The following is a 26,870-nucleotide window of genomic DNA, read 5'->3' on the forward strand; positions in this document are numbered from 1 at the left end:
GGCACGTACGCGCACTACATGTTGAAGGAGATGGACGAGCAGCCGGCCGTCATCCGCAACATCATCCAGCACTACCAGAACGAGAACGGTGACATCGAACTCACGGACGGCGTACGCGAGCTCGTCTCGGAAGCAGACCGTGTCTATATCGTCGCATGTGGGACGAGCTATAACGCCGGCCTCGTCGGGAAAGACATTTTAGAACGCATTGCCGGCATTCCGACAGAAGTACACATCTCGTCTGAATTTGGCTATAACATGCCGCTCCTAAGTGAACGTCCGTTATTTGTCTTCTTATCCCAATCTGGTGAGACGGCGGACAGTCGTGCGGTCCTCATCGAAGTGAAGAAACGCGGATACAAAGCACTAACGATGACGAACGTTCCAGGATCGACACTGTCGCGTGAAGCGAACGAGACGATGCTCCTCCACGCAGGACCGGAGATTGCCGTCGCGTCGACGAAAGCGTACACGGCACAGATTGCCGTCCTCGCGATTCTCGCATACGACATCGCCCGTGCGACGGGGAAAGAGTTGCCGTTCAATCTCATGCCGGAACTCGCTCGTGTTGCGACAATCATGGATTCGATCATGGCACAAAAAGAACTGTTCGAGGATCTCGCGGAACGTTATTTGAAGACGACACCAAATACGTTCTTCATCGGACGTGGACTCGATGCGTCGGTCTGTCTCGAAGGGGCGCTCAAGGTGAAGGAGATTTCGTATATTCAAGCGGAAGGGTACTCAGGTGGGGAACTGAAGCACGGATCAATCGCCTTGATTGAAGATGGGACACCGGTCATCGCGCTCATCTCGCAACCGAAGACGAACTTGAACATCCGCGGGAACGTCAAAGAGGTCGTCGCCCGTGGCGCGAACGCTTGTATCATTTCCATGCAAGGCGTCGAACATGAGAATGATGACTTCATCTTGCCACATGTTGAGCCACTCTTAGCACCACTCATCAATGTCTTACCGGTGCAACTCATGGCATATTATGCGGCACTCGCCCGTGGTTGTGACGTCGACAAGCCACGTAACTTGGCGAAGTCGGTGACGGTGGAATAAACTAAACATATTGTAAAGCACCTTTCTACAGGAGAGGTGCTTTTTACTCCTTGCCGATATCTTTGCCAACAAGCAAAATAGTAGGAGAAGTAAGCGGTTCCAACTTATGATTAGATAAAGATAAGCGACGAAAGAAGGGCTGACATGAACGTATACATTGCTTGCCATAGCGGATTTGTAACGAGTGCGATGGCGGCGAAGTTGTTCGCACAGGCAAGCGAGGGGCGCTTGTCTTGTACGATTACGCACGGAACGATTCAAAACATCCCGAATGAGGTGGATTTGATTCTCTATCAGGAAGGGGCGACTCCCGTTACCCATCCGACCGCACGTGTCCGGTCAGTCCGACAACTCCTGTCGCTCGAGGAATACCGACTACTTGTCGAAGAATGGATGGATGAGCATGAGACATGAGTGGACCGCGAGAGAACGGTCGATTTTACTACACTTATTAGCAACTGAGACATCGACACCGCTCGCCGAAATCGCGCAGGCGGTGAATTTGTCTGAACGTACGATTCAACGAGAACGACAATTACTTGAAGGCATCTTAAAAGAGTTCGAGCTCGAGCTCGCTTGGCAACGCGGGCATGGACTAAGCCTTGTCGGCAAACCGTCTGCGAAGCAACAGTTACGAGAAGACCTCATCTTATCCGCAGAAGCGATCCCGACGAGCGAGGACCGCTTATTTGAGCTGGCGTGGCGCCTTTTGTTCGAGAGTGATACGCTCAAATTGCAGGCTGTCGCCAAACAGATGCACGTCTCTCCGAGTACATTGACGCAAGATTTGGAGAAGTTGGATCGATGGTTCGAAGAGTATCATTTAGAAGTCGAACGGAAAAAAGGCGTCGGTGCCAGAGTGCTCGGCTATGAGTCAGAGAAACGTAAGCTACTGATCAACGCGCTACTTGCCCACTGGGATACACTTGCCTTTTACCGCTTCGTTCGTGGAGAAGATGACTACATTCCGGCCTTTTTGAAGACCATACCATGCGAAGAGATGCTGGAAGGTCTTCGGGACGGTTACGATTATTTGAAGTCACGCTCGTTTGAGCGGATGGATGACCGTACCATCATGCGGGTCACGTTCGCCTATGGTGTGCAACAAGCACGGCTAGCGTCCGGATTCTTTTTAGAGATGTATACGAAAGGCCGGTCTGAAGACTATTTGAAAGTCGCGACAGACATGGAGGAAGCGCTTGGCATCACTTACTCGATGGCGGAACGCGTCTGGTTTGCCGAGGAGGCGAATCGACTTCGCTCGATTAAAGATCAAATGAAAGAAGATGAAGAAGAGCGATGGATCATGCAAATTCGGGTGCATAAACTAATTCATCACGTCTCGCTCATTTACGGGTTTACCTTTACGGATGACACGGCGCTCGAACGTGGACTGCTCGCGCACATCTTGTCGAGTATGAACACGCAGGCTTTGCCGGAAACGAGTACGGTGAAACCTCATATCGACCGCGACTATCCGGGACTTCGTTCGGCCATTCAACAGGCTGCCGACATCGTCTTTGGGACGAATACGTTCTCCGAGGAAGAGACGGTATTTTGGGCGATGCACTTCGCGGCAGCACTCGTCAAACCGGTACGGCGTCGTGAGTATCGGGCGCTCGTCGTCTGTTCGGCCGGACTCGGTTCTTCGAAGATGCTCGTCAATCGGGTACGTCAAGAGTTCCCGGAGATGCAAGACGTCGTCAACTCGTCTCTATTCGGATTAGAGCAGCACCGACTTGAGGAATATGATGTCATCTTGTCGACGGTGCCATTACCACCACTCTCGGTACCTACATTGATCGTCAATCCGTTGTTGACGAGTGAGGAAGTGCAACGGGTTCGTCATCTCTTGTTGTCGTTACCGCAATCATTCCAAACGGTTACTTCAAAGCCGAGATCGACGATGCTCGATTTTGCCGAACTTGGCGAACTCGTAGAGACGTTCGAGCGGATGGATGATCAGTTTGATTTGGTCACACTCAACAATACGGACCGTTTAGAGGATATCTTGGTCGATATCGGAACACACCTTGAGGAACGAAATCTCGTGCAAAGCGGAATTCAGTTATCTGCGCAATTGCTCCGGCGTCACGAAGTTGCGGGTCTTGGTGTCCCAGGTACAAAACTGGCACTCTTCCATGGACGACATACTTCGATTGAGAAAGCGAGTGTGTTTGCATTTGATTTAACGACTTCAATCCCGCTTCTCATGATGGATCAATCGACTGAACCCGTGACGCGACTTCTCGTGCTCCTAGCACCAGAAGAGGCGCGCGATGTCGAACTTCAATTTTTAAGTGCGATCAGTGGGTCGCTCATTGAGAGTGAGGAACATATGCGTTTATACAGCACGGGGGCGAAAGAGGACCTTCGCTTATTGTTGCACGAATGCATGAAGAAAATGATTCATGAGACGTTGTACGAAAAATGACCGAACCACGGTCATTTTTTTGTTTGGCACAAAATGTTGCCAAAGTGTGAACTGGATTGAATTGAGAAAGCGCTTACTCTGGGCATACAATACAGGTGTAGAGCACAAACCGGTTAGCTACACTACACATTCAACCTTTCACATTTAAACGACTGGAGGTTTTATACATGGCGAATACGCAAGCGAGCTCGGGCGGGGTCCGAGTCAAAGTACAACGATTCGGTAGTTTCCTCAGTGGGATGGTCATGCCGAACATCGGTGCCTTCATTGCATGGGGGATTATCACAGCACTCTTCATTCCGACAGGATGGTGGCCAAACGAAAACTTAGCAGAACTCGTTGGTCCAACAATCACCTATCTCTTACCATTACTCATCGGTTTCACGGGTGGTAAATTACTTCATGACGTACGAGGCGGTGTCGTCGGGGCGCTCGCCACGATGGGGGTCATCGTCGGGACAGACATTCCGATGTTCCTCGGAGCGATGATCATGGGTCCACTCGGTGGTTACATCATCCGCCAAGTCGACCGTGCCCTTGAAGGCAAAGTCAAAGCAGGATTCGAAATGCTCGTCAACAACTTCTCGGTCGGGATTATCGGTGGACTTCTCATGCTTGGAGGATTCGAAATCTTCGGTCCAATCATGAGTGCCCTCGATAAAGTGATGGCGGCAGGTGTTGACTGGATCGTCGGCGCGAAATTACTTCCAGTGGCGAGCTTGTTCATTGAACCAGCAAAAGTTCTCTTCTTGAACAACGCCATCAACCACGGGATCTTAAGTCCACTCGGTGTCGATCAAGTGGCTGAGGCTGGAAAGTCAGTTCTCTTCTTACTTGAGGCGAACCCAGGGCCAGGTCTTGGATTACTTCTCGCATACATGTTCTTCGCCAAAGGTGCAGCGAAACGTACAGCACCTGGTGCAGCAATCATTCACTTCCTCGGTGGGATTCATGAGATTTACTTCCCATACGTGTTGATGAAGCCAACTTTGATTCTTGCGATGATCGCAGGGGGCGCAACAGGGATCTTCACATTCGTACTCTTTGATGTCGGTCTCGTCGCACCAGCTTCACCAGGTAGTATCTTCGCTATTCTAGCGATGGCATCACGCGGTTCATACCTCGGACTCGTGGCAGGGATTTTCTTATCGGCAGCGGTCACATTTGCTGTGGCGAGTGTCATCTTGAAATCGAGCGCAGCAGAGGAAGTATCACTCGAAGAAGCGACACAAAACGTGAGCGCGATGAAAGGTAAACAGTCTTACGCATCCGCTCTCGTGACAGATCGCCTTGATAAAGTCGATCACATCATCTTCGCATGTGATGCAGGAATGGGGTCAAGTGCGATGGGGGCCTCGGTTCTACGGAACAAGGTCAATAAAGCTAACTTACCAATCAAAGTGACGAACACGTCGATCAGCAACTTGCCGAAAGATGCGCAGTTTGTCATTACGCATGAAGACTTAACAGAGCGCGCAGAAGCGCAAGCACCGAATGCGATTCATCGTTCGGTCACAAACTTCTTGAACGCCGATTACTATGATCAATTGGTAGAAGAAATTAAAGCAGAACGCAGCAAAATTTCTTGAACACAGAACAGATAGAGATACGGTTTAGCTATTAGGAGGAAATTAAAATGCCATTCATTCAAACAGAGATGATTCGACTTAACCAAACATTCGCAACGACAGAGGAAGCAATCACAGCAGCCGGGGCAGTCTTACAAGACGCCGGCTGTGTGACGCAGGAGTATGTAGAAGCGATGCATGAACGTCAAGCGATCGCAAACGTCTATATCGGAAATCACGTAGCCATTCCACACGGTACAGAAGCGGCGAAGTCAGCGGTTCAGAAGACGGGAATCTCGTTTCTGCAAGTACCGGACGGTGTCGACTTTGGTGGACAGACGGCTAAACTCGTCATCGGGATTGCAGGCGTGAATGATGAACATTTAGAGCTCCTTTCGCAAATCGCGATTCTCTGCTCGGACGAAGAAAACGTGGAGCGTCTTGTTCAGGCGAAGACGAAAGAAGAAATCTTGGCGCTCTTCATGGAAGAGGTGGCATAAATGAAAGCTGTTCATTTTGGAGCAGGAAACATCGGACGCGGATTTATCGGATTGTTGCTCAATCAAAGTGGTTATGAGGTGACGTTCGTCGACATTAACGACACGGTCATCGAAGCACTCGAAGCAAAACGTCACTATGAGGTCGGGTTCGCGGAAGACGGTGTCGATCGAATCGTCGTCGACCGAGTGCGCGGGGTCAACAGTTTGAAAGAACCAGCCCGTGTCGCGGCTTTGATTGCAGAAGCGGATCTCGTGACGACGGCTGTCGGACCCTCACTTCTTTCAAAAGTAGCGCCATTGATCAGTGAAGGTCTCCGTGCGCGTGAAGTTGAGGACGCGCCGGTCTATGTCATCGCATGTGAGAACATGATTGGTGGGAGTGCCATTCTTCGTCAAGAAGTAGAGGCACGTGGCGGTGTCGGGGAGGCGAACGTCTTCTTCCCGAATGCGGCAGTTGACCGTATCGTTCCCCTTCAACAGCATGAAGACCCACTTTACGTGGAAGTCGAAACGTTCCATGAGTGGGTCATTGAGACGCAAGGACTGAACGAGCAACCACCGATTCAAGGTGTGACATGGGTCGAGGAAATCGGACCGTACATTGAACGGAAGCTCTTTACAGTGAATACAGGGCACGCCATCGCCTCTTACATCGGTTCGTTGTTCGGGAAGGCGACGATTGATGAGGCGCTACAAGATCGTCGTGTGCGTCAAGTCGTTCAAGGCGCATTGTATGAAACGGGTTGGTTATTGCTTGAGAAATATGGTTTCGAGGCGAAAGAGCATAGCCAATACATCCAAAAAATCATCAAGCGCTTTGAGAATCCGAAATTGAAGGATGAAGTGTCACGGGTGGCACGTTCGCCGATTCGTAAACTCGGACCGAGCGACCGTCTCGTCAAACCAGCCCGTGAGTTGATGGATAATGGGATCGAGCCGAACGAACTCGCTTACGGGATTGCAGCGGCCCTCCATTATCACAACTCGGAGGATTCGGAATCGTCAGAACTCAATTTGTCGATTGAAGAGCACGGGATCTCATCAACGATCGAAAAATATTTGCAGCTCCATGAGGGAGACACATTGACGCAATTGATTCTCGACCAATATCATTTGATTCGGGAAGAAGAGAAAGAACGCGTGTCTTAACCAAAAACCGCTTCTGTCAGGTGACAGAAGCGGTTTTTTTAGTGTTTCCCAAATTCGAGATAGGTCGTTGTTTGTTTTACGTGAAGTGGAACGTCTGTCTCGGCTAACGGGCGACTAAAATAATACCCTTGAACAAAATCGCATGACTCTTTGAGAAGCCATTCCAATTGTGCGGATGTTTCGACACCTTCCATCAGAACTTTCATGCCCAAATTGTGACCGAGTTGAATCATCGAGCGAACGATGGCCTCTTGATTACGGTCGGTAAACAAGTTCACGATGAACGACCGATCGATTTTAAGTACTTGCACCGGAAGTTCTCGAAGTTGACTGAACGAAGAATAACCCGTACCAAAATCGTCAAGGGAAATGAGAATCCCTAGTTGATGCAACTGTGTCAATTTTTCACGGGTTGAGGCTTCGTAAGAGAGCATCGAGGACTCTGTCACTTCTAATTCTAGATACATGGGGTCCATCCCGGTTTCTAAAAGAATGGATTGCAAGGTATCAACGAAATCTTCACGTGCAAATTGAAGCGGTGAGACGTTGAGAGATAGCGTGAATGGATCAATCCCACTCCGTTGCCAGCGCACCCAAGTACGACAGCCTTCCCGAATCACCCAATTGCCGATCGAATGAATCAACCCTGTGTTCTCGGCAATCGGGATAAAGTCAGAAGGTGCGATGTTTCCGATGCGGGGATGATGCCAACGAAGTAACGCTTCGACACCTTCTAATCGATTCCGCTTCAAATCAATTTTTGGTTGATAGACGAGTGTGAGTTCATCTTTACTTAATGCGGTGACGAGCGCTTTTTCAATCTCGATATTGCGTAAAATTTGAGGACGTGACGATTCTTCAAATGTCTTGATCTTATTCTTCCCGTCCCGTTTTGATTCGTGCGCAGCTAGACGAGCGAACTGAATCAGTTCATTCGGAGAATGTGTATCTTTTGGATAATGACTAATTCCTGCACTCATCGTTAGTTCGATTGTCGTCCCGTCGACATCAAACGTCGAGGAGATGGCTTTCATACATTTTTCAGCTTTTTGATGAGCGAGCGAGCTGCGTTGAGCGAATAATAAAATGATGAACTCGGACGGTCCGATTCGCGTCAGCACGTCATCTGGATGAATTGTAAGTCGCAGACGATCAGCGACTTGGATGATTAATTCATCAGCTCCATGATGACCAAGAATATCACTTAAAAAACGCCAGCGGTTCACATCGATATACAAGCAGGCAACAGAACGCTCTTGTGAGATGCTCTCTTGAAGAAGCGAATCGAGTTTATGATGGTTTGGCAAATCGGTCAATGCATCATGGAACGCCATATGTTCGACTAAACGCTGTGAAGTGACCGTTTTCGTCACATCTCGGATGAACCAAAGTATTTGACGATTCGAACCATCTTGGAGCGGATACGATGTTACTTCTAACACTCGATCATTTGTCTCAATCTGAATTGGTTGGTAGAACGGTTGTTGAGCCGATAACGACGGATGATAGTCTTGAAAAAAAGGTTCTATCGGATGTCCCTCGAATAAGTGAACGAACGCTCGATTTTGATATTGGATTTCCCCATCGTTTGTCGTCGTCACTACGGCATCCGTCGTCGATTCTAATATGGTCGCTTGAAAGAGGTCACGTTTCTGAATTTGTTGATCTAACGTATAAGCGATAAAGTACATCCCGAACAAGAGGAACACGATGCCCGTGACGAGCCAAGCAAGTATAGTCGGGTCGATTGGGATTCGACTCATTACGGAACCGTCTGGTGTAATCGTCGTGGCTTTCATCCCAACGACATGCATACTAAAAATGGCTGCTCCCATTAATAGTGAGAACATCAGCTTCACGGAAAAGGTGACGCGTGTTGTCGAGTAGGAAGAAAAGAAACCTACCCATAAAGCAAGAAGCGAGGCTCCCCATGCGATGCCGAGTGATAAGAGAACCCAAAGATAGTCGAAAGTCAGTTGAACGCCTTGAATGGCTGCAGTCCCGATATAATGCATACTGACAATGCCCAATCCCATCAACCCGGAAGACTGAAGCAATGTCATCCATGTCGTGTTACGCGCAATTAATCCGAATGACAGAATACATCCAACAATTGCAGGCATCATAGATCCGATAATGAGCCAGATGGAATAAGTACTTTCGTGCAGAGAAGCATGACCAAGCATGGCGACAAAATGCATGGACCAGATTCCAAGTCCTAATATAGTGCCGCCAAACAAGATCCAAATTCGGTTGGATGAGGTCGATCCTCCCGTGACCCGTTTCGCTAACTCGAGTGCCATTAAGGCAGATACGCTAGCGATGATAAAGGCGAGCGTCATTAGAAATCCGTTGTGACTCATGGTCTGTGTGCTAATCTCTTCCATAGTATCCATACCTCGTAGGGTTTATTTGTAGTACGTTCAGTTTATTATATGCGGAATCGTGTCAATTACATATAAAAATATTGAAATGCTATTCTTTGCGTCAAATAACGGGTACTAAGTTGCTGAAGGGGTGCTGACGATGTATAAAAACAAATACATTCTTTACTTTTTATTGATTGCGTTCAGCTATTCATGGATTGTCTGGGCGAGCCTCTATTGGTGGACCGATTTACCGATTATGGCAATCGTCATTATCGGAGCGTTTGGACCGAGTCTTTCCGGTGTGTTGACGATGTATCGACTTCGAGGTGTAGCAGGGGTCAGGCATATTCTTCAAAAAAGTATTCAAGTGAGAATGAATTGGAAAACGTACGCAATCCCGTTCGGATTGATTCCATTCATATTCCTTGTCGCGTATTGGTGGACGGACCGGAGTGGTGCGTTAATCGCTCGTGAACCGTGGTGGATTGCTCCTTACTTTTTATATATGCTCTTCCTCGGTGGGACGCTACAAGAAGAATACGGCTGGCGAGGTTATTTGCTTGATGCGTTGCAGTCGAGATTGTCCCCATTATTGGCAAGTTTAGTGCTAGGGGGAATTTGGGCGATTTGGCATACACCGCTCTTTCTTATGGCTGGTACCGGTCAGGCAAATATGCCGTTTTGGGCATATGGGTTGTCTGTCATGGCCTATTCGATTCTGATTAGCTGGGTATACAATGGATCATCGCGCAATTTGTGGTCCGCATTTCTCATGCATACGATGTTCAACGTCATGTTCGTGATGGTAGGCTTCGAAGCAGAAGAAGGGTATCCGATTGGCTTGATTCATTTAATGATCACGTTATGGACCGCAGCGATTTTAGTGTTATGGAAAACCTATGGGAAGTTGAATTACGAGCCACTCGAAGAAATGATCCCATCTTACCCGAGTGTTATGCATCGGATTCGCGAGGGTAAAGAGTAAAAACAAAAAAGAGAAAAGGAAGTGGACGTCTTGAACTTTCGCGCACTCGAACAATCAGACGTAAAATCTTTGCAACGCTTATTTATGGAGAGTTTGAGTGACTTGATTCGACGAGAACGTTTTGAAGACGCTGATTTGCTTGATGAAGAAGTGGCACGCCTAAATACGACCATTCAGGATCATTTTGACGACGATCATGTTCAATTGTATGTGGTTGAGCGCGAAGGAATCCTTATTGGAGCAGGAGCCTTGTTACCTCCAAACGATATTATATCGGGCAACTTGGAAATAAAGCGTGGTGCCATCGAACTCGGGAGCGTCTACGTTCTTCCTCGTATGCAGCGTCAAGGAGTCGGGTATTTTCTATTAGAAGAAATGAAACGAGAAATCCTTTCGAGAAAGCAACACGTCTTCTACTTAGATGCGGGCTTTCCCAGTGCTCAGACCTATTGGCAAAAACAATTGGGTGAACCTTCATTGATTCTCGACCATTACTGGGGTCCTGGTGCACCCCACATGATATGGGAAGTGAACATAAAATAAGGAACTTAGCGATGAAAGCTAAGTTCCTTATTTGTTAATAATAAGAACGCATGAACTGATGAATACCGGTCGCTGTCGCATTCGCCATCTGTTGGCGGTTCGTCGCATTCGTCAAATAGGCACGATCATTTGAGTTACTGATAAAGCCATACTCCACAAGTGTAGAAGGAACGACATTTTTTCCGACAACATATACATTTTGGTATTTTACGCCACGGTTTTGAACGGCCGAAATACGTGAACCAATCTCTTGATTAATCGAAGAACCAAGCGATCGACTCGCAGAAACGTATGGATTTGTCGTGTAGCTTTCCGTTGTCGGCACGAGCACCTCATGTCCATGTGCAGAGCTGTACACAGATGAGTTTGCATGGAGACTAACGAAAACATCCGCTTTATATGATTTACTCAATGAGACGCGTTCTGATAAGGAAAGATACGTATCGGTCGAGCGGGTCAATTTGACGTTGTAGTCATAGGTGTTCGTCAACGTGCTCATTAATCGCTTCGCCATATCAAGAGCAATGACTTTCTCGTATACCGATCCATATACAGCACCAGGGTCATTCCCACCATGCCCCGCATCGATAACGACCGTTTTTTGAGACGTATCCGTATCCCCTCCGCTAGATGTTGTTACATACTGGGAAGAAACATAGCCCGTGACACCTTTATAAGTAACGCGATACCAAGAACCATACGTGCTCAGATACGTCACAGCACTGCCTGAAGGAATGGTTAGTAAAATCGTACCTGAAGTCGATGCCATCTTGCGAAGATTCAAGTTTGCGGTAGTATAGTAGGTTGCTGTTGAATCTGGCGTAATCGTAGAGGAAGATGTGACTTTGACATACTGGGAAGACACATACCCAATTGTTCCGTTGTAAGACACGCGATACCACGAGCCATATGTACTGAGATAAATCACTTCTTTTCCACTCGGAATCGTCGTTAAAATCGTGCCTGAAGTCGATGCCATTTTACGAAGATTCAAATTTGCTGTTGTCGTGTAGGTTTTCACAGTGATCGGCTGATATGTTTTAAGATATTGAGAAGACACATATCCGACAGTTCCGTTATAGGAAACACGATACCATGATCCGTATGTACTGATATACGTGACGGTTTTTCCAGAAGGAATCGTCGTCAAAATCGTTCCCGAAGTCGATGCCATCTTACGAAGATTTAAATTGACTGTCGTTGTGTAATATTTCGTTGCTGCTTCAACACGATGATTAAGAGAAGATGGAGATTGGAAATCAAATGGTGTAAATGTAACAGCCGAGACGATGAGTGTCGAGCTGATAAACAATTTTGTATGTAATTTAGACTTTAACATTTTCAAAATAGTGACTCCTTTGCAGAATAATAGTTGAACTTTTCATTATTCGATCAACAAATCACTATTATTATATAGATAATAAAGAAAAAAATGGGCATTAATATTTAATTTATTTATCTTTTTTTGAAATATAAAGGACTATTACAAATAAAAAAGACGCACGAGGCGTCTTTGAGAGAAGTTTTGATTCCTAATTAAAACTTTTAAATGAATTACCCAATGCGCGGCATTTCATCTGCAAAGAGAATGACGGGAGCATCAACTTTACCGATGCGTGGCATTTCGTCTGCATATGATTTTACTGGTTGTTCCACCTTACCAATGCGTGGCATCTCATCTGCATATGATTTAATTGGTTGCTCGACTTTCCCGATACGTGGCATTTCATCAGCCAACGGTTTCACTGTGCTTCCTAAAAGTAAAACAGCCGTTGCTAAGAATAATACTCCTGTAATTTTTTTCATTTGAATAACCTCCATTAGATTAGTTGTTTATTTGATGAAGCTGTAATTCCTAGTGTGTTTGAAGGTGCATGTGAATTATATTTTTGTAGATTCCAGTAAGTGACATAAAGCTTCGGATTGTTCATAGACACGACTTTCTAGCTCACCACTATATGAATCAGGAGAGTCTGATGGAAAAATTATAATCTTATCAGATCCATTCTCATGAGCCGTTGCTAAGATAGGGACTTGTAGTTGTTGGCTCAATAATGTGCTGCAAAGTGAATGAGAAAGATCAGCAGAATCGGTTTTATGTTGCGGTTTCCAACAAACATTTGTTTCAGGAAGGATGTATAAAATATGACCTTCTTGAATCAGTTTTTTGCATTGGCTTGTAACGAAGTCAGTGTCTTGCTCTACATTAATATACTCATAGTCATTATACTGCGTTTCATAAATGGTTTTAGTACTTCTTTTTAAAATAGAAAGAGATAGTTCTGGTCCTAAAATGTATAGCTTTTTAAAGGAGTGGGTTTTTTTTAAAGATCTAGCGATAAGTCGGGGTAAAGATTGATAGTAATCAATTTGAAAAGCGTTTACAATAAAGCCTCTAGGAGCATTCAACAAGTGGGTTAGGTTTTCTAAACCTGAAAAGCACCCTTTGTCTTCTGAAGTAAATATATCATTTATAGTTGAAGCTTGTTTTGACTTGAAGTAGATTTTGGGTTTAATGTAGTCTTCAGCTAGTAAGAAACTTAATTTTCCCATTTGTGATTTCACCCCTTAATTCTTATGATAAACATTATTTAACTAGTAAAAAAATACTAATTCATTGGTTGAACTTTATTAACTAGTTCAATATTATCATGCTTTCTAATAATGAAGGGGACGAATAGGTTGGGAAAATTGTCGCCAAAAAGTACCTTTATTTAGACCTTTTTCTAATCAGTTTCTTCAATACGTGACAAAAAGCCTATTATTAAAGAAACTTAAAATACTTTAGTACTAAGGGAGTTACTAATTGATATGGAGCATAATTATGGAAACGTTATTAAAGTAGAGCGTATGAGAAAAAATATGAAGCAGTCCGTTCTCGCTAGAGGTATATGCTCTATTTCCTATTTAAGTAAAATCGAGAACAATCAAACTACTCCAAGTGAAACCGTATTAGAGTTAATCTTTGAAAGATTAGAAATAGACATCCCCCTTTATTACGATTTTAGCGAGAAAGTACATGAGATAAAGTTTGAAATCAGAGAAATATTAAAAGAAGCAATTTTGTCTCGGAAAGATGAAAACTATATACAACGAATAGAAGGATATAAAACGAATCCCGTAGTACTACAATCAAAAGAGTTATATATGACGTTAATGGTGACATTGGCCCGATTTGGTATGATGCCGAAAGGTAATACAAACTATTTGATTGAAGTAGGATGGATTGCGGATCAATTAGACTTTGATAATAGATTAAGATATGACATTTTACACTGTCTGTATATGTTTCAATATCAAACAGCCGATCGGGAAACGACAATAGATTTATTAGAACAAGTTGGGCAAAGGTTGAAAAATACTAATATGCCCGATTGGGAACTTGCAGACATGCATTACATCATCGATTTACTGATTATTTGCAAGCTATTGAAAATGTACGAGCTTCATTAGGATATTTTCAGGACAATTTTTGTTTAGAAAGAATCATCGAGTCACACATGATTATTGGTCTTTCATTTAAGCGTCGTAAACGTTACACTACAGCTCTTGAACACTATGAAAAAGCTGCAAAAGTCGCTGAGACCGCGAGATTAAATAATTATTTTGGGATGCTGTATAATAACATAGGAGATATTCATTTTCTTATTGGGGACCAAGAAAAAGCTCAAAAATACTTCCTTGATGGTTTTCATTTAAAAGAGGATACAAAAAGTAAATTATTTAGTGTCATGTCACTTCTTGAGGTAAATGTGGCACAACAAAATATCGAAGGAATCATGAAATGGTTAGAAACGGGTTATGAGTTAAAAGGAAACGAAGAAGATTTGGTAGAATTTCGTTATCATTTTGATATTTACTTGAATAAGTATAAATTTGAAGATCACAACGCATTTATTGAAAGTTTAAAAAAAGCAGTGGATTATTTTGAAGCGTACGATGAATACTATACGCATAAATACGCGTTGTGGTTATCAAGAGAATTAAGAAACACAGGTAAATATAAACTAGCTACGGAATATTACGAGAAAACAATCTCGATGATGTCACGCTGGGAATAAATAAAAAAGAACTCGAAATCAGTAAGCGTACCGATTTCGAGTTCTTTTTTATGGCGTTGTAAAATAATGCACCGTCCAGACTTGTTCTTGAACAAGACGCTCATCTGTTAAATGACCGTTATGGACTTGCTGCAATAAATGAATTAAGTGTTTTTGGAGATTTCCTTCATATGAGCCACTGTGCAAAATTTGCTCTTCGCTCGCAATAATATAAAATCCACCAAGTCGCAATGGAATATGTTTTCGAACTAATGCGGCAGCCGTTTGGAACTTCGCCTGCTCCCCTATGTGAGGCACATCGATTTCAAAACGCCCCCATTGTTTAAAGTCTCCAATTTCTGAAAAAGGTGGGTCACGATGATCCAATGGCAAGCCCTCCGATCTAACAATCTCTTTACATTCAGTATATCTTGTTTTCACTTTAAAACGTGCAAAAATAAATACATAGGGTATGGCTCAATCTATACTCTTAATTCACTTTTATGGTTTTCTATATTTTGTAAAAGAAATCCTTTCGTTTTTGAAAAGAGACAAAAATAACACGGTCGGATTGACCGTGTTATTGCATGATGTGCTCTTTTGAAGTAGGTAACTCACAGATGAAGGTACTTCCTTCCCCATAAACCGACTCCACATGAAGTTGACCATCGTGTGCTTTAGCGATTTCCTTACAGATTGCGAGCCCGAGTCCAGTACCGCCGATTTTACGACGATCTGAGTTGTCGACACGATAAAACTTTCCAAAGAGATGAGGGAGTGAGGCGCTAGGAATACCCATTCCGTGATCTCGCACCTTCATCACGACTTGTTCGTCTACTCGTTCGAGTGACACGAGGATGTTCCCCCCGTCTGGTGAGTACTTAATGGCGTTACTTAATAAGTTTCCGAGTAACTGACGCATTCCTTCTAAGTCTGCATCGATTATAAAATTCTCTTCAGCATCGGCATCGATGAACAATTCATGTTGATCGGTCGTTTCTTGATAAAACGTTACACTGTCAGTAGCGAGTTTATACAAATCGACCGGCTCCCATTCAAACGTTTGTTTCCCAGACTCCATTTTTTGAAGGTCCAAGAAATCATTAACGAGATAAGATAATCGCTTCGCCTCATCATGAATCGTTTTTAGATAAAGCTCTCGGCGATTTTCTTTCAAATCACGTGACAACATGAGCTCCGTAAAGCCATAGATTGACGAAAGGGGCGTTCGCAACTCATGTGATACGGTCGAAACGAGCTCTGACTTCATTCGATCTACCTCGGTCTCAGCAGTGACGTCGCGTAGCACAAGCATCGTTCCGCGAAGTCGACGATCACGATAGACGCTTTCGGCATAAAGCTGAATGAAACAATCACCTTGATCGATTGAAATTGTAAGTCCGTCTTCGGGCGTATCTTGTAAAAAGACGCGTTCGAAGTAACGAACGAATTGTTCATGCTGATCCACACGTTCTGCGAGTTGCTCGATATCGATATCAATCGCTGACAACTCTTCATACCCTTTGTAGTCAAAGTGAAGGTCGTCAAACATGCGAATAAACGCGCGATTTCCAACGACAGTGTCGTCTTCATAGTTCACGTATAAAATGGCTTCGCGCACGGAGTTGATCAATTGAGCGGTTTCTTTTCGATCTTGTTGCATCTGACGATAAAGCTGCATCCGAAGCAGTGAAATGGCGAGCTGACTAGCGAACGCATTCAGTTCAGACTTTTCACTTGCGTCATATTGTTCATCGTAACGAGCTAAATATAGGCAACCAATCAGGCTGTTATCTGACGGGTCCATAATCGGGATGACCGTTTCATAAATATAATACGGATAGGTGTGCAAAGCATCGACGACCCGTTTTGACGTAGCTGCAGGAGATTTAGAAATCATGACACGTTTCAGGAGCAGTGATTCCTTTTTAAGACTCTCTTGCTGATCTTCCGTCATTTCTTTTGGTACGACAGATGTGATTTCTCCGTCTTTTGTGAGTAGCAAAGCACCAAATTCAGACTTTGTGAGTAAAACAATTTTTTCGATGACGGATGAGTAATCAAATAAAGATTCTTTCGACGCTAATACTTCAATCAATTCATTACGATATTGGAGGTTCGTTTCATTTAACTTTGATTCTTTAATCACGTTTTCGAGCTTTTCTTTTTTCATTTTGAGTCTACTGTTTTGATCGGCCATTCGTTTGATGAGTGGGCGACCAATCAATAGAATGGCGCTGATAAACATAATGAGACCAATCATCCAAATCCATCGAAGGGCGGTAAGTTCGAATGAGGATACATTTTCATCTCGAATAAACCAAACCCCGATTAAAGTCAAAATAATACTAAATCCGCATACGCTATATAAAATACTGAGTATTTGACGACTGTTTAGTTGTTCAATCCACTTGCTGATCATTCGTTCTACTTCCTTCCTTGAACATAAAAAACGATAGGTCATCTTTTCCTTGTCCTGCATTTTATGAAAAAGGGAAAGGAAATTGAATTAATTTGCTTACGTAATGTATATATCTAGCACATAAAGCGATTTACCCGAAATGATTGAAATATACACGTCCGAATCTTCTAGTCGTTGACAAGATCATCAATAATTATTATCTTGAATTTAAGATAAAAAACCAAGGAGTGTGACTAAATGTTATCCATTGAACCGTCCGCCTTAACTGAGCGAGACGCGTATAAGTTTTTGATTGGCAGTATTGTGCCGCGACCAATCGCCTTTGTAACGACACGTAATGGGGACGTGATCAACGCTGCTCCATTCAGTTATTTCAACGTAGTCGCTTCCAATCCGCCTCTCGTTTCCGTTTCTATTCAACGAAAAAATGGCGTGATGAAAGACACAGCACGAAACGCAATCACGACTAAAGAACTTGTCATCCATGTTGTTGACGAAACGAATGTTCACGATGTGAATGAGACGGCTGCGAATCTTGACGCTGATGAGAGTGAACTGTCACGTACAACGTTCACAATTCAACCGAGCGACGTGATTGCGACTCCAGGGATCAAAGAAGCAAAAATTCGATTCGAGTGCGTCTTACATCAACATGTACCAATCGAACATGAAGGACAAACGACAGCAGACTTGTTGATTGCAAGGGTTGTCCGCTTTCACATTGAGCGAGAAATATATGAACATGGACGAATCGATGCGAGACAGTTGGCGCCGGTCAGCCGTATGGCCGGGAATAGTTATGCAACACTCGGTGAACTTTTTGATGTGAAGCGTCCTGAATAATCCACAAACGTGCCCGTTTTTCTAAAGAACGAGCACGTTTTTTGGGTAAAGGAATAAGGAGCGTATTTGCATGTAGTATTTCTTTCATTTCGGAACGCTCTTATGTCACAATAAAGTCAGAACATTCTAACTTCAAGTCATCCTAGATTCAGAGAAAAAGGGGAATCCGTCATGTACCGTCCAACTGTCCAATCGATTATAACTGCCATTGAAACTGTGATTGTCGGAAAAGAAGAAGTCATCGCAAAGAGCCTGACTGCCTTGTTGGCAGGCGGGCATGTTCTTTTAGAAGACGTACCTGGCGTCGGGAAGACCATGCTCGTTCGTACGTTTAGCCGGGCAATCGACTTAGATTTTAAACGGATTCAATTCACGCCAGACATGTTGCCGTCAGACTTGACGGGAATCTCGATGTATAACCAAAAAACGAGAGAGTTCGAATATCGTCCGGGACCGCTCATGGGCAATATTATTTTGGCGGATGAGATTAACCGAACTTCACCAAAAACGCAGTCCGCTCTTCTCGAGGCAATGGCCGAGCGGAGTGTAACGGTAGACGGTGAGTTGAAAGTGTTACCTTCACCATTTTTCGTCATGGCGACACAAAACCCGATTGAGCATGAAGGGACATATCCATTACCGGAAGCACAGTTGGACCGCTTCTTACTCAAAATCGAGATGGGTTATCCGACATTCAATGAAGAAATCGCACTCTTAAGTCGTTTTGAAAAGGAAGAGCCGCTTGAGGCGCTTCATAGTGTCATTACAAAACAAGAAGTAGAACTCATGCAACGTGAAGTGAGAGAGGTCCATGTATCGAGTGCCGTCAAACAATACATCGTAAGATTGGTGCATGAGTCACGGAAGGATCCCCATACGTATTTAGGAGGCAGTCCACGAGCTACGCTTGCGTTGATGAAAGCGGCGCAGGCATGGGCGTATATTCATAATCGTGACTTCGTGTTACCGGATGACGTCAAGGCGATGGCGGCGAGTGTGCTCGGACATCGTATCTTGTTAACGGCTGAAGCGCGATATAAAGGAAAAACACCAAATCAATTGATTCAAGGTTGGCTTGATACGTTGCCTGTCCCGATGGATCGTGAGGTCAACGAGGTATGAAAAACTGGATGAAGCTGTTCGTTGTATGGGCGGCGGCATTCGGGTTGTACGCATTTGCCCGTATCGAAGGGAGTATCGTTGCTTCGACATTATGGTGGTCGTTCGTGGTGTTGACGGTTTATTGGACGCTCTTTATGATTTATCCGGTCACTGCGGCAAATGTGTCACGACGAGTCACGACGAAACGTCTCGTCTCGGGTCAATCAATGGACGTCGAGTTACGAATCGAACGAAAATATCCTTTTTTGATTGGAATGGTGACGTTAGAAGAACGATTGCCACAACGATTGATTGATGAAGACAGGACAATCATCGTACCGGTAGACCGTTTCTTTCGACGCGCCGAAGAGGTCCATTACGAGGTCAATGCGATTAAGCGGGGGATTCATGTCTTTGACCGAACGGTTCTTCATGTGCGCGACGTGTTCGGTTTATTTGATCGGAAGCGGACGTTGCGAATCGAGACAGTTGTAGAAGTGTCACCTGCCGAACTTCCGTTTGACCTTCCTCGAGATGAACATGTCGGAGGACGCGGCGAACAATATCGTCAAATGCGTACTTACACGGAAGTGGCCAATACGACGAGCGGTGTCCGTGAATACGCGGCAGGGGACCGAATTGGACGGATTGACTGGAAAGCTTCTGCTCGACGAGGGAACTTGATGACAAAAACATTTGACCAAGAGCAAGAAAAGAAACTTTCACTCGTATTCGTACCGGCTGTCTCTGCCGGGTATGAGGAGGCGTTTGAACGTTCGTTGTCTTTGCTCGTTGGTGCGATTCGACAGTTGGAACGAAAGAATTTGCCGTTTGAACTATATGTCATTGAAGAACAGGTACGTCTGTTCCATCTTCCGGATCAAAGTGCAGAAGTCGGACACTATCTGTTGACTGCGACTCCAGAAGCGGAGGGGCGTCTTGTCGAGCGGGTGAAACAGAACCTGCCTCAACAAACAGGGGACTTGATTCTGATCAGTCCGTTTGAAACGACCTCGATTCGTGAACTCATGCATGAGACGCAGGGCAGTTATCACCTGTACACAGCGGTAAATGAGGTGACGGGATGAAGACATGGATCACGCGAATCATATATACAGCGCTCGCCGCCTATTTATTGTCTTTTTGGATTGAGCCGATTGTTGGAAGTACAACGTTCGATGTAAGTTGGCCGTTTTATTTCCTTCTGATCGTCCCGATGTTCGTCAGTCTTCTTCCGTGGGGTGCATTTCTTGGAATCTCCCTTCTCAATTTCCTAGTTGTGTTATACGTCTATCACGGAAGTATTTTCGACTGGTTTGGCATATGGATGGAAGATTTTATGGGCGTCATAAGCGGTGAGTTACCAAACGAGGCGATTTTCTTCTCTGCAATGGCGCTCATCGGTCTACTATTTGCCATCCTTGTTGGACGAACATACCCGAGTTACGGATTCGCACTTGGGATGATTGTTTCAACGCTCGGTGTCATGGCTTATTTCGATACGTGGACACTATATGATGGAGAGGGCAATATCCTTTATGCCATCGTCACGTCACTTCTATTACTATTTGTCACGGATTTAGCGAAGCGACCAAGTCAATCGCTCGTACGCTTTGTCAGCATCGGCTTGCTACTCAGTGTCGTCGTTGCGCTTGCGAGTGCCTCCCCGACATTGGAAGGAGATTGGTCCGACCGCATCACAACGAGTTTCCGAAATGCGACAACAGAAGGTGATGGGAACGGACCAGGTCGGGTCGGATATGGTGTGAACGATGAGGCGCTAGGCGGTCCGTTTGAACAGGATGATAGCATTGTCTTTATCGCGCGAGGCGTCCCGGCTCGTTACTGGCGAATCGAATCAAAAGCCATCTATACAGGAAAAGGTTGGATTGAGGCACCTGTTTTAGATTCTAACTATAATCGTGGGCAATTGGTCGACTCTGAAGTGGATACAACCCCGGAACAGGCGCTTTTGCGCTTTGATCGTCGTCAAACATTCGTTCCGTATGGGGGGGAGTATCCTCAAGCGACGGAAACAGAGTCAGGCACTGAATTTCGGGTCGGAGATATCGAACAAGCTTTTCCGAACGAGACCATCACAATTCAACCTTCTGGGAAAATTGTGTTTGAAAACGAAAACCAAGCCACACCGCGAACGATTCAACTTCGCTACAGTGTACCAGCTTTCTCGGAAGAACAGCTTGCTTTAAATGAAGAAGTGAGCTCGCTGACAGAAGAGGAAGAACGGGTCTATTTACAACTACCGGATTCCTTACCGGATCGTGTACGTGACTTGGCTACGGAGATTACCGCTGAAAGTGAAACTCCAAATGAGAAAGCAGAAGCGGTAGAAGCGTATTTCCGAAACGGAGAATTTCAATACGATACGGAAAATGTCGCGCAACCAGAAGGGGAAACCGATTATGTAGACCAATTCTTGTTCGACACGCAGATTGGATATTGTGATAACTTCTCTACGTCAGCAGCCGTCTTATTACGTGCGAATGGAATCCCGACACGTTGGGTAAAAGGATTTACAATGGGTGATACGCGAGGAGTTGTTCAAGGTGAGGAAGAGTATACGATTCGTAACCGTCACGCCCATTCATGGGTCGAGTATTTTATCGAAGGAGCAGGTTGGGTCCCGTTAGAGGCGACGATCAGCTTCTCAGATGCGAACTTACTACAGATGGAACGGGAAACGAATACAGATGATACGACACCGGCAACGAATGATCCGCAGGCAACGCAAGACAACAATGCGCAAAATCGTCCACAAGAAGATTTGTTGATCGATGATGTCACAACAGGTGATGCACAAGAAGAGTCTCGCAGTATCCCGGTATGGGGGTGGATTGTCATTCTTTTCCTTGTGGCCGTTGTCATTTGGAACCGGAAAATCATTGAGCGGCAAATCATGTACGTCTGGTGGATGAGCCGTCCGCTCACAGACGGTAGTCTCGTATCGATGCATCGCTATTTAGTGAAGCGACTTCGCGCGAACGGATTTAAAGTCGAAGGGCGTACACCGTCGGAGCTTGCCAAAGAAGTCGATGCCTATTACGAAACGAACGACATGACGCGCTTGACGGCCTTGTTCGAGCAAGCAGTTTACGCCGAACAAGAACCGAATTCAAAATATAAAGAATATTGGAAAATCATGATTCGTAGAATTATGAGTTGAAGTGACGGGATGCATCAAGTAAGATAGACGCATTAGTTAGATAATTGAACATGGCATTCCTTCGTATATACTCGTGAATTGGCGCGAGAGTCTCTACCGGACCACCGTAAATGGACCGACTATGAAGGAGCACGTTTCGCATACAAAGAAAAGGGCGTGCTTCTTCTTCGGTTTGGATAATCTGGGGAGAGGCTCGTCCTTTTTTTGAGGAGAAGGCAGAAAGGTGGAGATTTCGTGAAAGTAGAACAAGAAATGATTTTGGTGCTCGATTTTGGTGGACAGTATAACCAGTTGATCACGCGTCGTGTCCGTGACCTTGGCGTATACAGTGAGTTGCATTCACATAAAATGACTGCAGCGGAGATTCGCGAATTGAACCCAGTCGGCATCATCTTCTCTGGTGGACCGAACAGCGTATACGCGGAAGGCGCATATCGTTGTGACCCAGAAATTTTCGAATTAGGTATTCCAATCTTCGGAATTTGCTACGGTATGCAGCTCATGACGCATCATTTCGGTGGTCGTGTCGAACGTGCCGCACACCGTGAGTACGGAAAAGCGACATTGTTCTCAACACCGGAAGCATCAGCTATCTACAATGGACTTCCTGTTGAACATACAGTATGGATGAGCCACGGCGACCTCGTCATGGAAGCGCCGGAAGGATTCATTGTCGACGGAACGAACCCATCTTGCCCGGTCGCTTCGATTAAAAACGATGAGTTGAAAATGTATGGTGTTCAATATCACCCAGAGGTTCGTCACTCGGAGTATGGGAACGACATCTTGAAAAACTTCATCTATGAAGTGTGTGGTGCTAAAGGTGAATGGTCAATGGAGAACTTTATTGACCTCGAAGTCGAAAAGATCCGTGAAATCGTTGGTGACAAGCAAGTGCTCTGTGCCCTTTCAGGTGGCGTCGACTCTTCTGTCGTTGCGGCACTCGTGCATCGCGCCATCGGTGATCAATTGACATGTATGTTCGTCGACCACGGTCTCCTTCGTAAAGGAGAAGCAGATAGCGTCATGAAGACGTTCGCTGACGGATTTAACATGAAGGTCATCAAAATCGATGCGCAAGAACGTTTCTTGACGAAGTTGGCTGGTGTGTCGGACCCTGAACAAAAACGTAAAATTATCGGAAACGAGTTCATCTATGTATTTGATGAAGAAGCATCGAAACTTGTCGATATGAACTTCCTCGCACAAGGAACGCTCTACACAGACATTATCGAGAGTGGAACAGATACAGCGCAAACGATCAAATCACACCATAATGTCGGTGGATTGCCAGAAGATATGAACTTCACGTTGATCGAGCCGCTCAACACGCTCTTTAAAGATGAAGTCCGTGCGCTCGGTACTGAGCTCGGTCTTCCTGACTATATCGTTTGGCGCCAGCCATTCCCAGGCCCGGGTCTAGGAATTCGTGTACTTGGTGAAATCACGGAAGAGAAACTCGAAATTGTCCGTGAATCAGATGCAATTTTGCGTGAAGAAGTGAAGAAAGCAGGTCTTGAACGAGATATCTGGCAATACTTCACGGTACTCACACCGATTCGCTCAGTTGGAGTTATGGGTGACGAGCGTACGTACGACTATGCAGTCGGCGTCCGTGCAGTTACATCAATTGATGGGATGACGTCTGATTGGGCGCGCATTCCATGGGATGTACTTGAGAAAATCTCTGTCCGTATCGTCAATGAAGTCAGCCACGTTAACCGTGTGCTGTATGATATTACGTCGAAGCCGCCTGCAACAATCGAATGGGAATAAGCAAAACAGAGGGGGCATACCCTCTGTTTTGTCTTAAAACCGAACATTAACGTTTTTTTAATATATAAAATCCGTGAATTTAGTTGACATTCTATTTTCACGCTGATACGATAAGAACGTTCTTATTATAACCGAACAATCATAAAATATTTTGCCGTATAATGTCGGGAATATGGCCCGAGAGTCTCTACGAAATCACCTTAAATGATTTCACTACGGCGAGACATAGATGAGGGTGTATGCCCTCGTATGTTTCGCGTGGGGTCCTCGGTCATTTGCCGGGGACCTTTTCTCGTTTTACGGCGAGTACAAGGAGGAAAACAAATGAGCACACAGCTCAAGCAAGAACAGCAACAACCTACAACGAGTCGGATTGATCGTTACTTCCAACTCACAGCACTTGGAACGAGTGTCCGCACTGAATTGATTGCAGGATTCACAACGTTCCTCGCAATGGCGTACATCCTTTTCGTGAACCCAAACGTTCTCGGGGCAGCGGGGATGGATACAGGCGCGGTCTTCGTCGCAACTGGACTTGTTGCGGTAGTCGGTTCATTGACAATGGGACTTTTAGCGAACTATCCAATTGCGATTGCGCCGGGCATGGGCCTCAACGCGTTCTTCGCATATAGCGTTGTTATCGGAATGGGTGTACCGTGGCAAACGGCTTTGTCGGGTGTACTCGTATCGGGTCTCTTCTTCATCGTATTGACGCTATCAGGTATTCGCGAAACAATTGTTAACGCGATTCCAGCTCCACTTAAAATGGCAGTCGCGGCAGGGATTGGTTTCTTTATCGCTTTCATCGGATTGAAAAACGCAGGAATTGTCGTAGCGAACGAAGCGACACTCGTAAGTCTCGGTTCACTTGGAACGGGAACGACACTTCTTGCTGTATTCGGACTTGTTGTCAGTGCGTTACTCATGGCGCGTGATGTAAAAGGTGGAATCTTCATCGGGATGTTGTTGACGGCAATCGTTGGTATGATCTTCGGTCTCGTTCCGACACCGACGGCAATCTCTGATGTTGTGTCAATGCCACCGAGCATGTCATCAACATTTGGTCAAGCGTTCATCAACTTTAGTGACGTATTCACGCTCCAAATGCTGATTGTCATCTTAACGTTCTTCTTCATCGATTTCTTTGATACGGCTGGTACGCTTGTTGCCGTGGCGCGTCAAGCAGGAATCATGAAAGAAAACAAAGTACCGCGCGCAAGTAAGGCGTTAATGGCTGATTCGACAGCAACGGTAGCGGGTGCGATCTTCGGAACATCTACAGCGACTTCATATGTTGAATCGTCAGCTGGTGTTGCTGCAGGTGGACGTACAGGTTTGACGGCGGTGTTCGCAGGATTGTTCTTCGGTTTGGCATTGTTCTTCTCACCTCTCTTGGCGGTTGTAACAGCGCCGGTTACGGCTCCTGCATTAATCATTGTCGGTGTGCTCATGGCTTCGGCTCTTCTTGATATCGATTGGAAGAAAATCGAAATCGCAGTACCGGCTTTCTTGACGATCATTATGATGCCATTGACATCTTCAATCGCAACAGGAATTGGACTTGGGTTCATCCTTTACCCACTCATGATGATTGCGAAAGGAAAGACAAAAGAAATTCATCCAATCATGTATGGGATGTTAATCATCTTCTTGGCATACTTCATGTTCTTACCACACGCATAAGTTCATTTGAAAAGCCGGCTCTTTCATTAAGAGTCGGCTTTTTTGTATGCGGTATTTTCAGGTAGGAAAGGGTCATACATCGTGATGGCATGGTTCTCTGTAATGAATTCATTCCGGAGATGAGTGCCATTCATTGAAGTTACTTCTCTAAAAATCTGATTATGTCGTATTGTCCCTCCCCACCACTCACGGGTGAAATGATGGTTTTCTTCATATATACGATACTGCTCTTTATTCGGGATGGTAGAGCGCCATTCACCTACGAGATAATCTCCCTCTATATATAGAAGGAGTTGATACGTTTGTGCGGTTTGATTTGTAATTTGTAAATCGAGATAATTGTAAGAGCATGTTGCGCCACTTCCGAATGGTTGGTCTCTTCGATAGTCAGGAAACACGTCGTAGCTATGACGATAACGCTCAGTTACAGTCAATGGGCTATGAAGTGTAATCCAATAAATGAGGTTAGATAGTTGGCATAAGCCACCGCCGATTCCTGAGGTGACCTTTCCGTAATGCAGAATCATGCCATCGACATAGCCTTTTCGTTTAGTAGGCTTGCCAATCATCTTCCAATAAGAAAAGACGTCGTTCGGTGTTAGGATGGCTCCGTTTAGGTTTGCGATTGCGATCTTTAGATTCGTGACTTTATTATGTTGAACTTCCATGTCTACATCTCGTAGTTGTCGATAGAGGGGAGTTCGGTGTGTAAAAATGAGATAAGGCATTGGTTCAATGTTTTGTTTCGAGACGTATTGTCGTTTGTCTGTCATCCATTCCAATCGTCGTTTCATTGTGTATACTTGTGTACCGGACCAGATTCTAAACGGTGAACGCTTTTTTGGTTTTTGTAAATCGGTTTGGATCATGAATGTGTCTCCTTATCGGTTGATAGTCGTTATTAGATATAAGTGTATTCTTTGAAGTGATCTGTTCTTCCTTTTAGAAGTTGAGATTCAAACTTTATAAAGATACGAAAAATAATCAAAAGTTTTTTTAGAATAATGCTTGCAAGATTAAAAAGCAGGTGATATAGTTATCTCTGTTGCCAGCGACAAACGTTGAACAAACAAAAAAGTTGTTGACATCAAAAAGAATTAAATGTTATTATCATTTAGTCGCCAAGAGCGGCAGACGAACTTTGAAAACTGAACGATGAGGCAAAAATAAGTTTTACAATTTTTGAATGAAGCGCAAGCTTCGTC

23 protein-coding genes and 2 riboswitches are annotated in these 26,870 nt (G+C 45.0%); of the genes, 16 read left to right on the forward strand and 7 right to left on the reverse strand.

Annotated elements, in window-relative coordinates:
- The 6 genes from KNO92_RS14120 to KNO92_RS14145 all read left to right on the forward strand — a co-directional run.
- Positions 1-1,068: isomerizing glutamine--fructose-6-phosphate transaminase (locus KNO92_RS14120; RefSeq protein WP_214761830.1), on the forward strand; the 1,068-nt coding region annotated here is incomplete at its 5' end.
- A 144-nt stretch (positions 1,069-1,212) separates the two neighbouring features.
- A complete protein-coding gene (locus tag KNO92_RS14125) occupies positions 1,213-1,482 on the forward strand; it encodes a PTS sugar transporter subunit IIB (protein WP_074034712.1) in 270 nt (89 codons plus the stop codon).
- The gene (locus KNO92_RS14130) at positions 1,472-3,502 is read left to right on the forward strand and encodes a BglG family transcription antiterminator (protein ID WP_214697280.1); all 2,031 of its coding nucleotides are present in this window, start codon (positions 1,472-1,474) and stop codon (positions 3,500-3,502) included. The genes KNO92_RS14125 and KNO92_RS14130 overlap by 11 nt, the downstream gene beginning before the upstream one ends.
- Before the next feature lie 167 nt (positions 3,503-3,669).
- Entirely contained in the window at positions 3,670-5,091 is a 1,422-nt protein-coding gene (locus tag KNO92_RS14135; protein WP_214761832.1) for a PTS mannitol transporter subunit IIBC, read from the forward strand.
- 47 nt (positions 5,092-5,138) lie between these two features.
- Positions 5,139-5,570: a PTS mannitol transporter subunit IIA gene (locus KNO92_RS14140; RefSeq protein ID WP_214697277.1), complete on the forward strand. Its 432-nt coding sequence runs from the start codon at positions 5,139-5,141 to the stop codon at positions 5,568-5,570.
- Positions 5,571-6,719, forward strand: a complete 1,149-nt coding sequence (locus KNO92_RS14145; RefSeq protein ID WP_214761834.1) for a mannitol-1-phosphate 5-dehydrogenase — start codon at positions 5,571-5,573, stop codon at positions 6,717-6,719.
- Positions 6,720-6,757: 38 nt separating this feature from the next.
- Here KNO92_RS14145 and KNO92_RS14150 read toward each other — a convergent pair whose 3' ends face one another.
- Positions 6,758-9,106 carry a bifunctional diguanylate cyclase/phosphodiesterase gene (locus KNO92_RS14150; protein ID WP_214761836.1) on the reverse strand — a complete coding sequence of 783 codons (2,349 nt, stop codon included), beginning with the start codon at positions 9,104-9,106 and terminating at the stop codon, positions 6,758-6,760.
- 139 nt (positions 9,107-9,245) lie between these two features.
- On the opposite strand from KNO92_RS14150, the gene KNO92_RS14155 reads away from it, so the two are divergent.
- Together KNO92_RS14155 and KNO92_RS14160 are read left to right on the forward strand one after the other, a co-directional pair.
- The gene (locus KNO92_RS14155; RefSeq protein ID WP_214761838.1) at positions 9,246-10,073 is read left to right on the forward strand and encodes a CPBP family intramembrane glutamic endopeptidase; all 828 of its coding nucleotides are present in this window, start codon (positions 9,246-9,248) and stop codon (positions 10,071-10,073) included.
- A 30-nt stretch (positions 10,074-10,103) separates the two neighbouring features.
- The gene (locus KNO92_RS14160) at positions 10,104-10,616 is read left to right on the forward strand and encodes a GNAT family N-acetyltransferase (RefSeq protein WP_214761840.1); all 513 of its coding nucleotides are present in this window, start codon (positions 10,104-10,106) and stop codon (positions 10,614-10,616) included.
- Between the two features lie 34 nt (positions 10,617-10,650).
- On the opposite strand, the gene KNO92_RS14165 is transcribed toward KNO92_RS14160, so the two are convergent.
- The 3 genes from KNO92_RS14165 to KNO92_RS14175 form a co-directional block, all read right to left on the reverse strand.
- A complete protein-coding gene (locus KNO92_RS14165; RefSeq protein ID WP_214761844.1) occupies positions 10,651-11,955 on the reverse strand; it encodes an N-acetylmuramoyl-L-alanine amidase family protein in 1,305 nt (434 codons plus the stop codon).
- A gap of 215 nt (positions 11,956-12,170) precedes the next feature.
- On the reverse strand, positions 12,171-12,422 hold the full coding sequence (locus KNO92_RS14170) for a hypothetical protein (RefSeq protein WP_214697267.1): 252 nt from the start codon (positions 12,420-12,422) through the stop codon (positions 12,171-12,173).
- 75 nt (positions 12,423-12,497) lie between these two features.
- Positions 12,498-13,169, reverse strand: a complete 672-nt coding sequence (locus KNO92_RS14175; protein WP_214697265.1) for a hypothetical protein — start codon at positions 13,167-13,169, stop codon at positions 12,498-12,500.
- A 258-nt stretch (positions 13,170-13,427) separates the two neighbouring features.
- On the opposite strand from KNO92_RS14175, the gene KNO92_RS14870 reads away from it, so the two are divergent.
- A complete protein-coding gene (locus tag KNO92_RS14870; RefSeq protein ID WP_251127136.1) occupies positions 13,428-14,069 on the forward strand; it encodes a helix-turn-helix domain-containing protein in 642 nt (213 codons plus the stop codon).
- A 47-nt stretch (positions 14,070-14,116) separates the two neighbouring features.
- Positions 14,117-14,677 (forward strand): tetratricopeptide repeat protein, encoded by a 561-nt coding sequence (locus tag KNO92_RS14875; RefSeq protein WP_251127137.1) that lies wholly within the window; start codon positions 14,117-14,119, stop codon positions 14,675-14,677.
- A 48-nt stretch (positions 14,678-14,725) separates the two neighbouring features.
- Here KNO92_RS14875 and KNO92_RS14185 read toward each other — a convergent pair whose 3' ends face one another.
- Both KNO92_RS14185 and KNO92_RS14190 read right to left on the reverse strand, forming a co-directional pair.
- Positions 14,726-15,043: a hypothetical protein gene (locus KNO92_RS14185; protein WP_214697262.1), complete on the reverse strand. Its 318-nt coding sequence runs from the start codon at positions 15,041-15,043 to the stop codon at positions 14,726-14,728.
- A 193-nt stretch (positions 15,044-15,236) separates the two neighbouring features.
- Positions 15,237-17,078 (reverse strand): ATP-binding protein, encoded by a 1,842-nt coding sequence (locus KNO92_RS14190; protein ID WP_214697260.1) that lies wholly within the window; start codon positions 17,076-17,078, stop codon positions 15,237-15,239.
- A 237-nt stretch (positions 17,079-17,315) separates the two neighbouring features.
- Between KNO92_RS14190 and KNO92_RS14195 the strand changes: the two genes are divergently transcribed.
- The 6 genes from KNO92_RS14195 to KNO92_RS14220 all read left to right on the forward strand — a co-directional run bounded on the left by KNO92_RS14195 (position 17,316) and on the right by KNO92_RS14220 (position 25,665).
- Positions 17,316-17,921 carry a flavin reductase family protein gene (locus tag KNO92_RS14195; protein WP_214697258.1) on the forward strand — a complete coding sequence of 202 codons (606 nt, stop codon included), beginning with the start codon at positions 17,316-17,318 and terminating at the stop codon, positions 17,919-17,921.
- A gap of 171 nt (positions 17,922-18,092) precedes the next feature.
- Positions 18,093-19,043 carry an AAA family ATPase gene (locus KNO92_RS14200; protein ID WP_214697256.1) on the forward strand — a complete coding sequence of 317 codons (951 nt, stop codon included), beginning with the start codon at positions 18,093-18,095 and terminating at the stop codon, positions 19,041-19,043.
- The gene (locus tag KNO92_RS14205) at positions 19,040-20,110 is read left to right on the forward strand and encodes a DUF58 domain-containing protein (RefSeq protein ID WP_214697254.1); all 1,071 of its coding nucleotides are present in this window, start codon (positions 19,040-19,042) and stop codon (positions 20,108-20,110) included. Before KNO92_RS14200 ends, KNO92_RS14205 begins: the two co-directional genes overlap by 4 nt.
- Positions 20,107-22,206: a transglutaminase domain-containing protein gene (locus tag KNO92_RS14210; RefSeq protein WP_214697252.1), complete on the forward strand. Its 2,100-nt coding sequence runs from the start codon at positions 20,107-20,109 to the stop codon at positions 22,204-22,206. Before KNO92_RS14205 ends, KNO92_RS14210 begins: the two co-directional genes overlap by 4 nt.
- Before the next feature lie 41 nt (positions 22,207-22,247).
- A riboswitch (purine riboswitch) is annotated at positions 22,248-22,348 on the forward strand.
- A gap of 110 nt (positions 22,349-22,458) precedes the next feature.
- On the forward strand, positions 22,459-23,982 hold the full coding sequence (guaA, locus tag KNO92_RS14215) for a glutamine-hydrolyzing GMP synthase (RefSeq protein ID WP_251127138.1): 1,524 nt from the start codon (positions 22,459-22,461) through the stop codon (positions 23,980-23,982).
- A gap of 134 nt (positions 23,983-24,116) precedes the next feature.
- Positions 24,117-24,218: riboswitch (purine riboswitch) on the forward strand.
- 88 nt (positions 24,219-24,306) lie between these two features.
- Positions 24,307-25,665, forward strand: a complete 1,359-nt coding sequence (locus tag KNO92_RS14220; protein WP_251125744.1) for an NCS2 family permease — start codon at positions 24,307-24,309, stop codon at positions 25,663-25,665.
- A 26-nt stretch (positions 25,666-25,691) separates the two neighbouring features.
- On the opposite strand, the gene KNO92_RS14225 is transcribed toward KNO92_RS14220, so the two are convergent.
- Positions 25,692-26,534: a VanW family protein gene (locus KNO92_RS14225; RefSeq protein WP_214697227.1), complete on the reverse strand. Its 843-nt coding sequence runs from the start codon at positions 26,532-26,534 to the stop codon at positions 25,692-25,694.
- Between the last annotated feature and the right edge of the window lie 336 nt (positions 26,535-26,870).

Origin of the sequence: Exiguobacterium sp. s129 (assembly GCF_018617585.1) — a bacterium.
In the GTDB taxonomy this organism is placed as follows: domain Bacteria; phylum Bacillota; class Bacilli; order Exiguobacteriales; family Exiguobacteriaceae; genus Exiguobacterium; species Exiguobacterium aestuarii_A.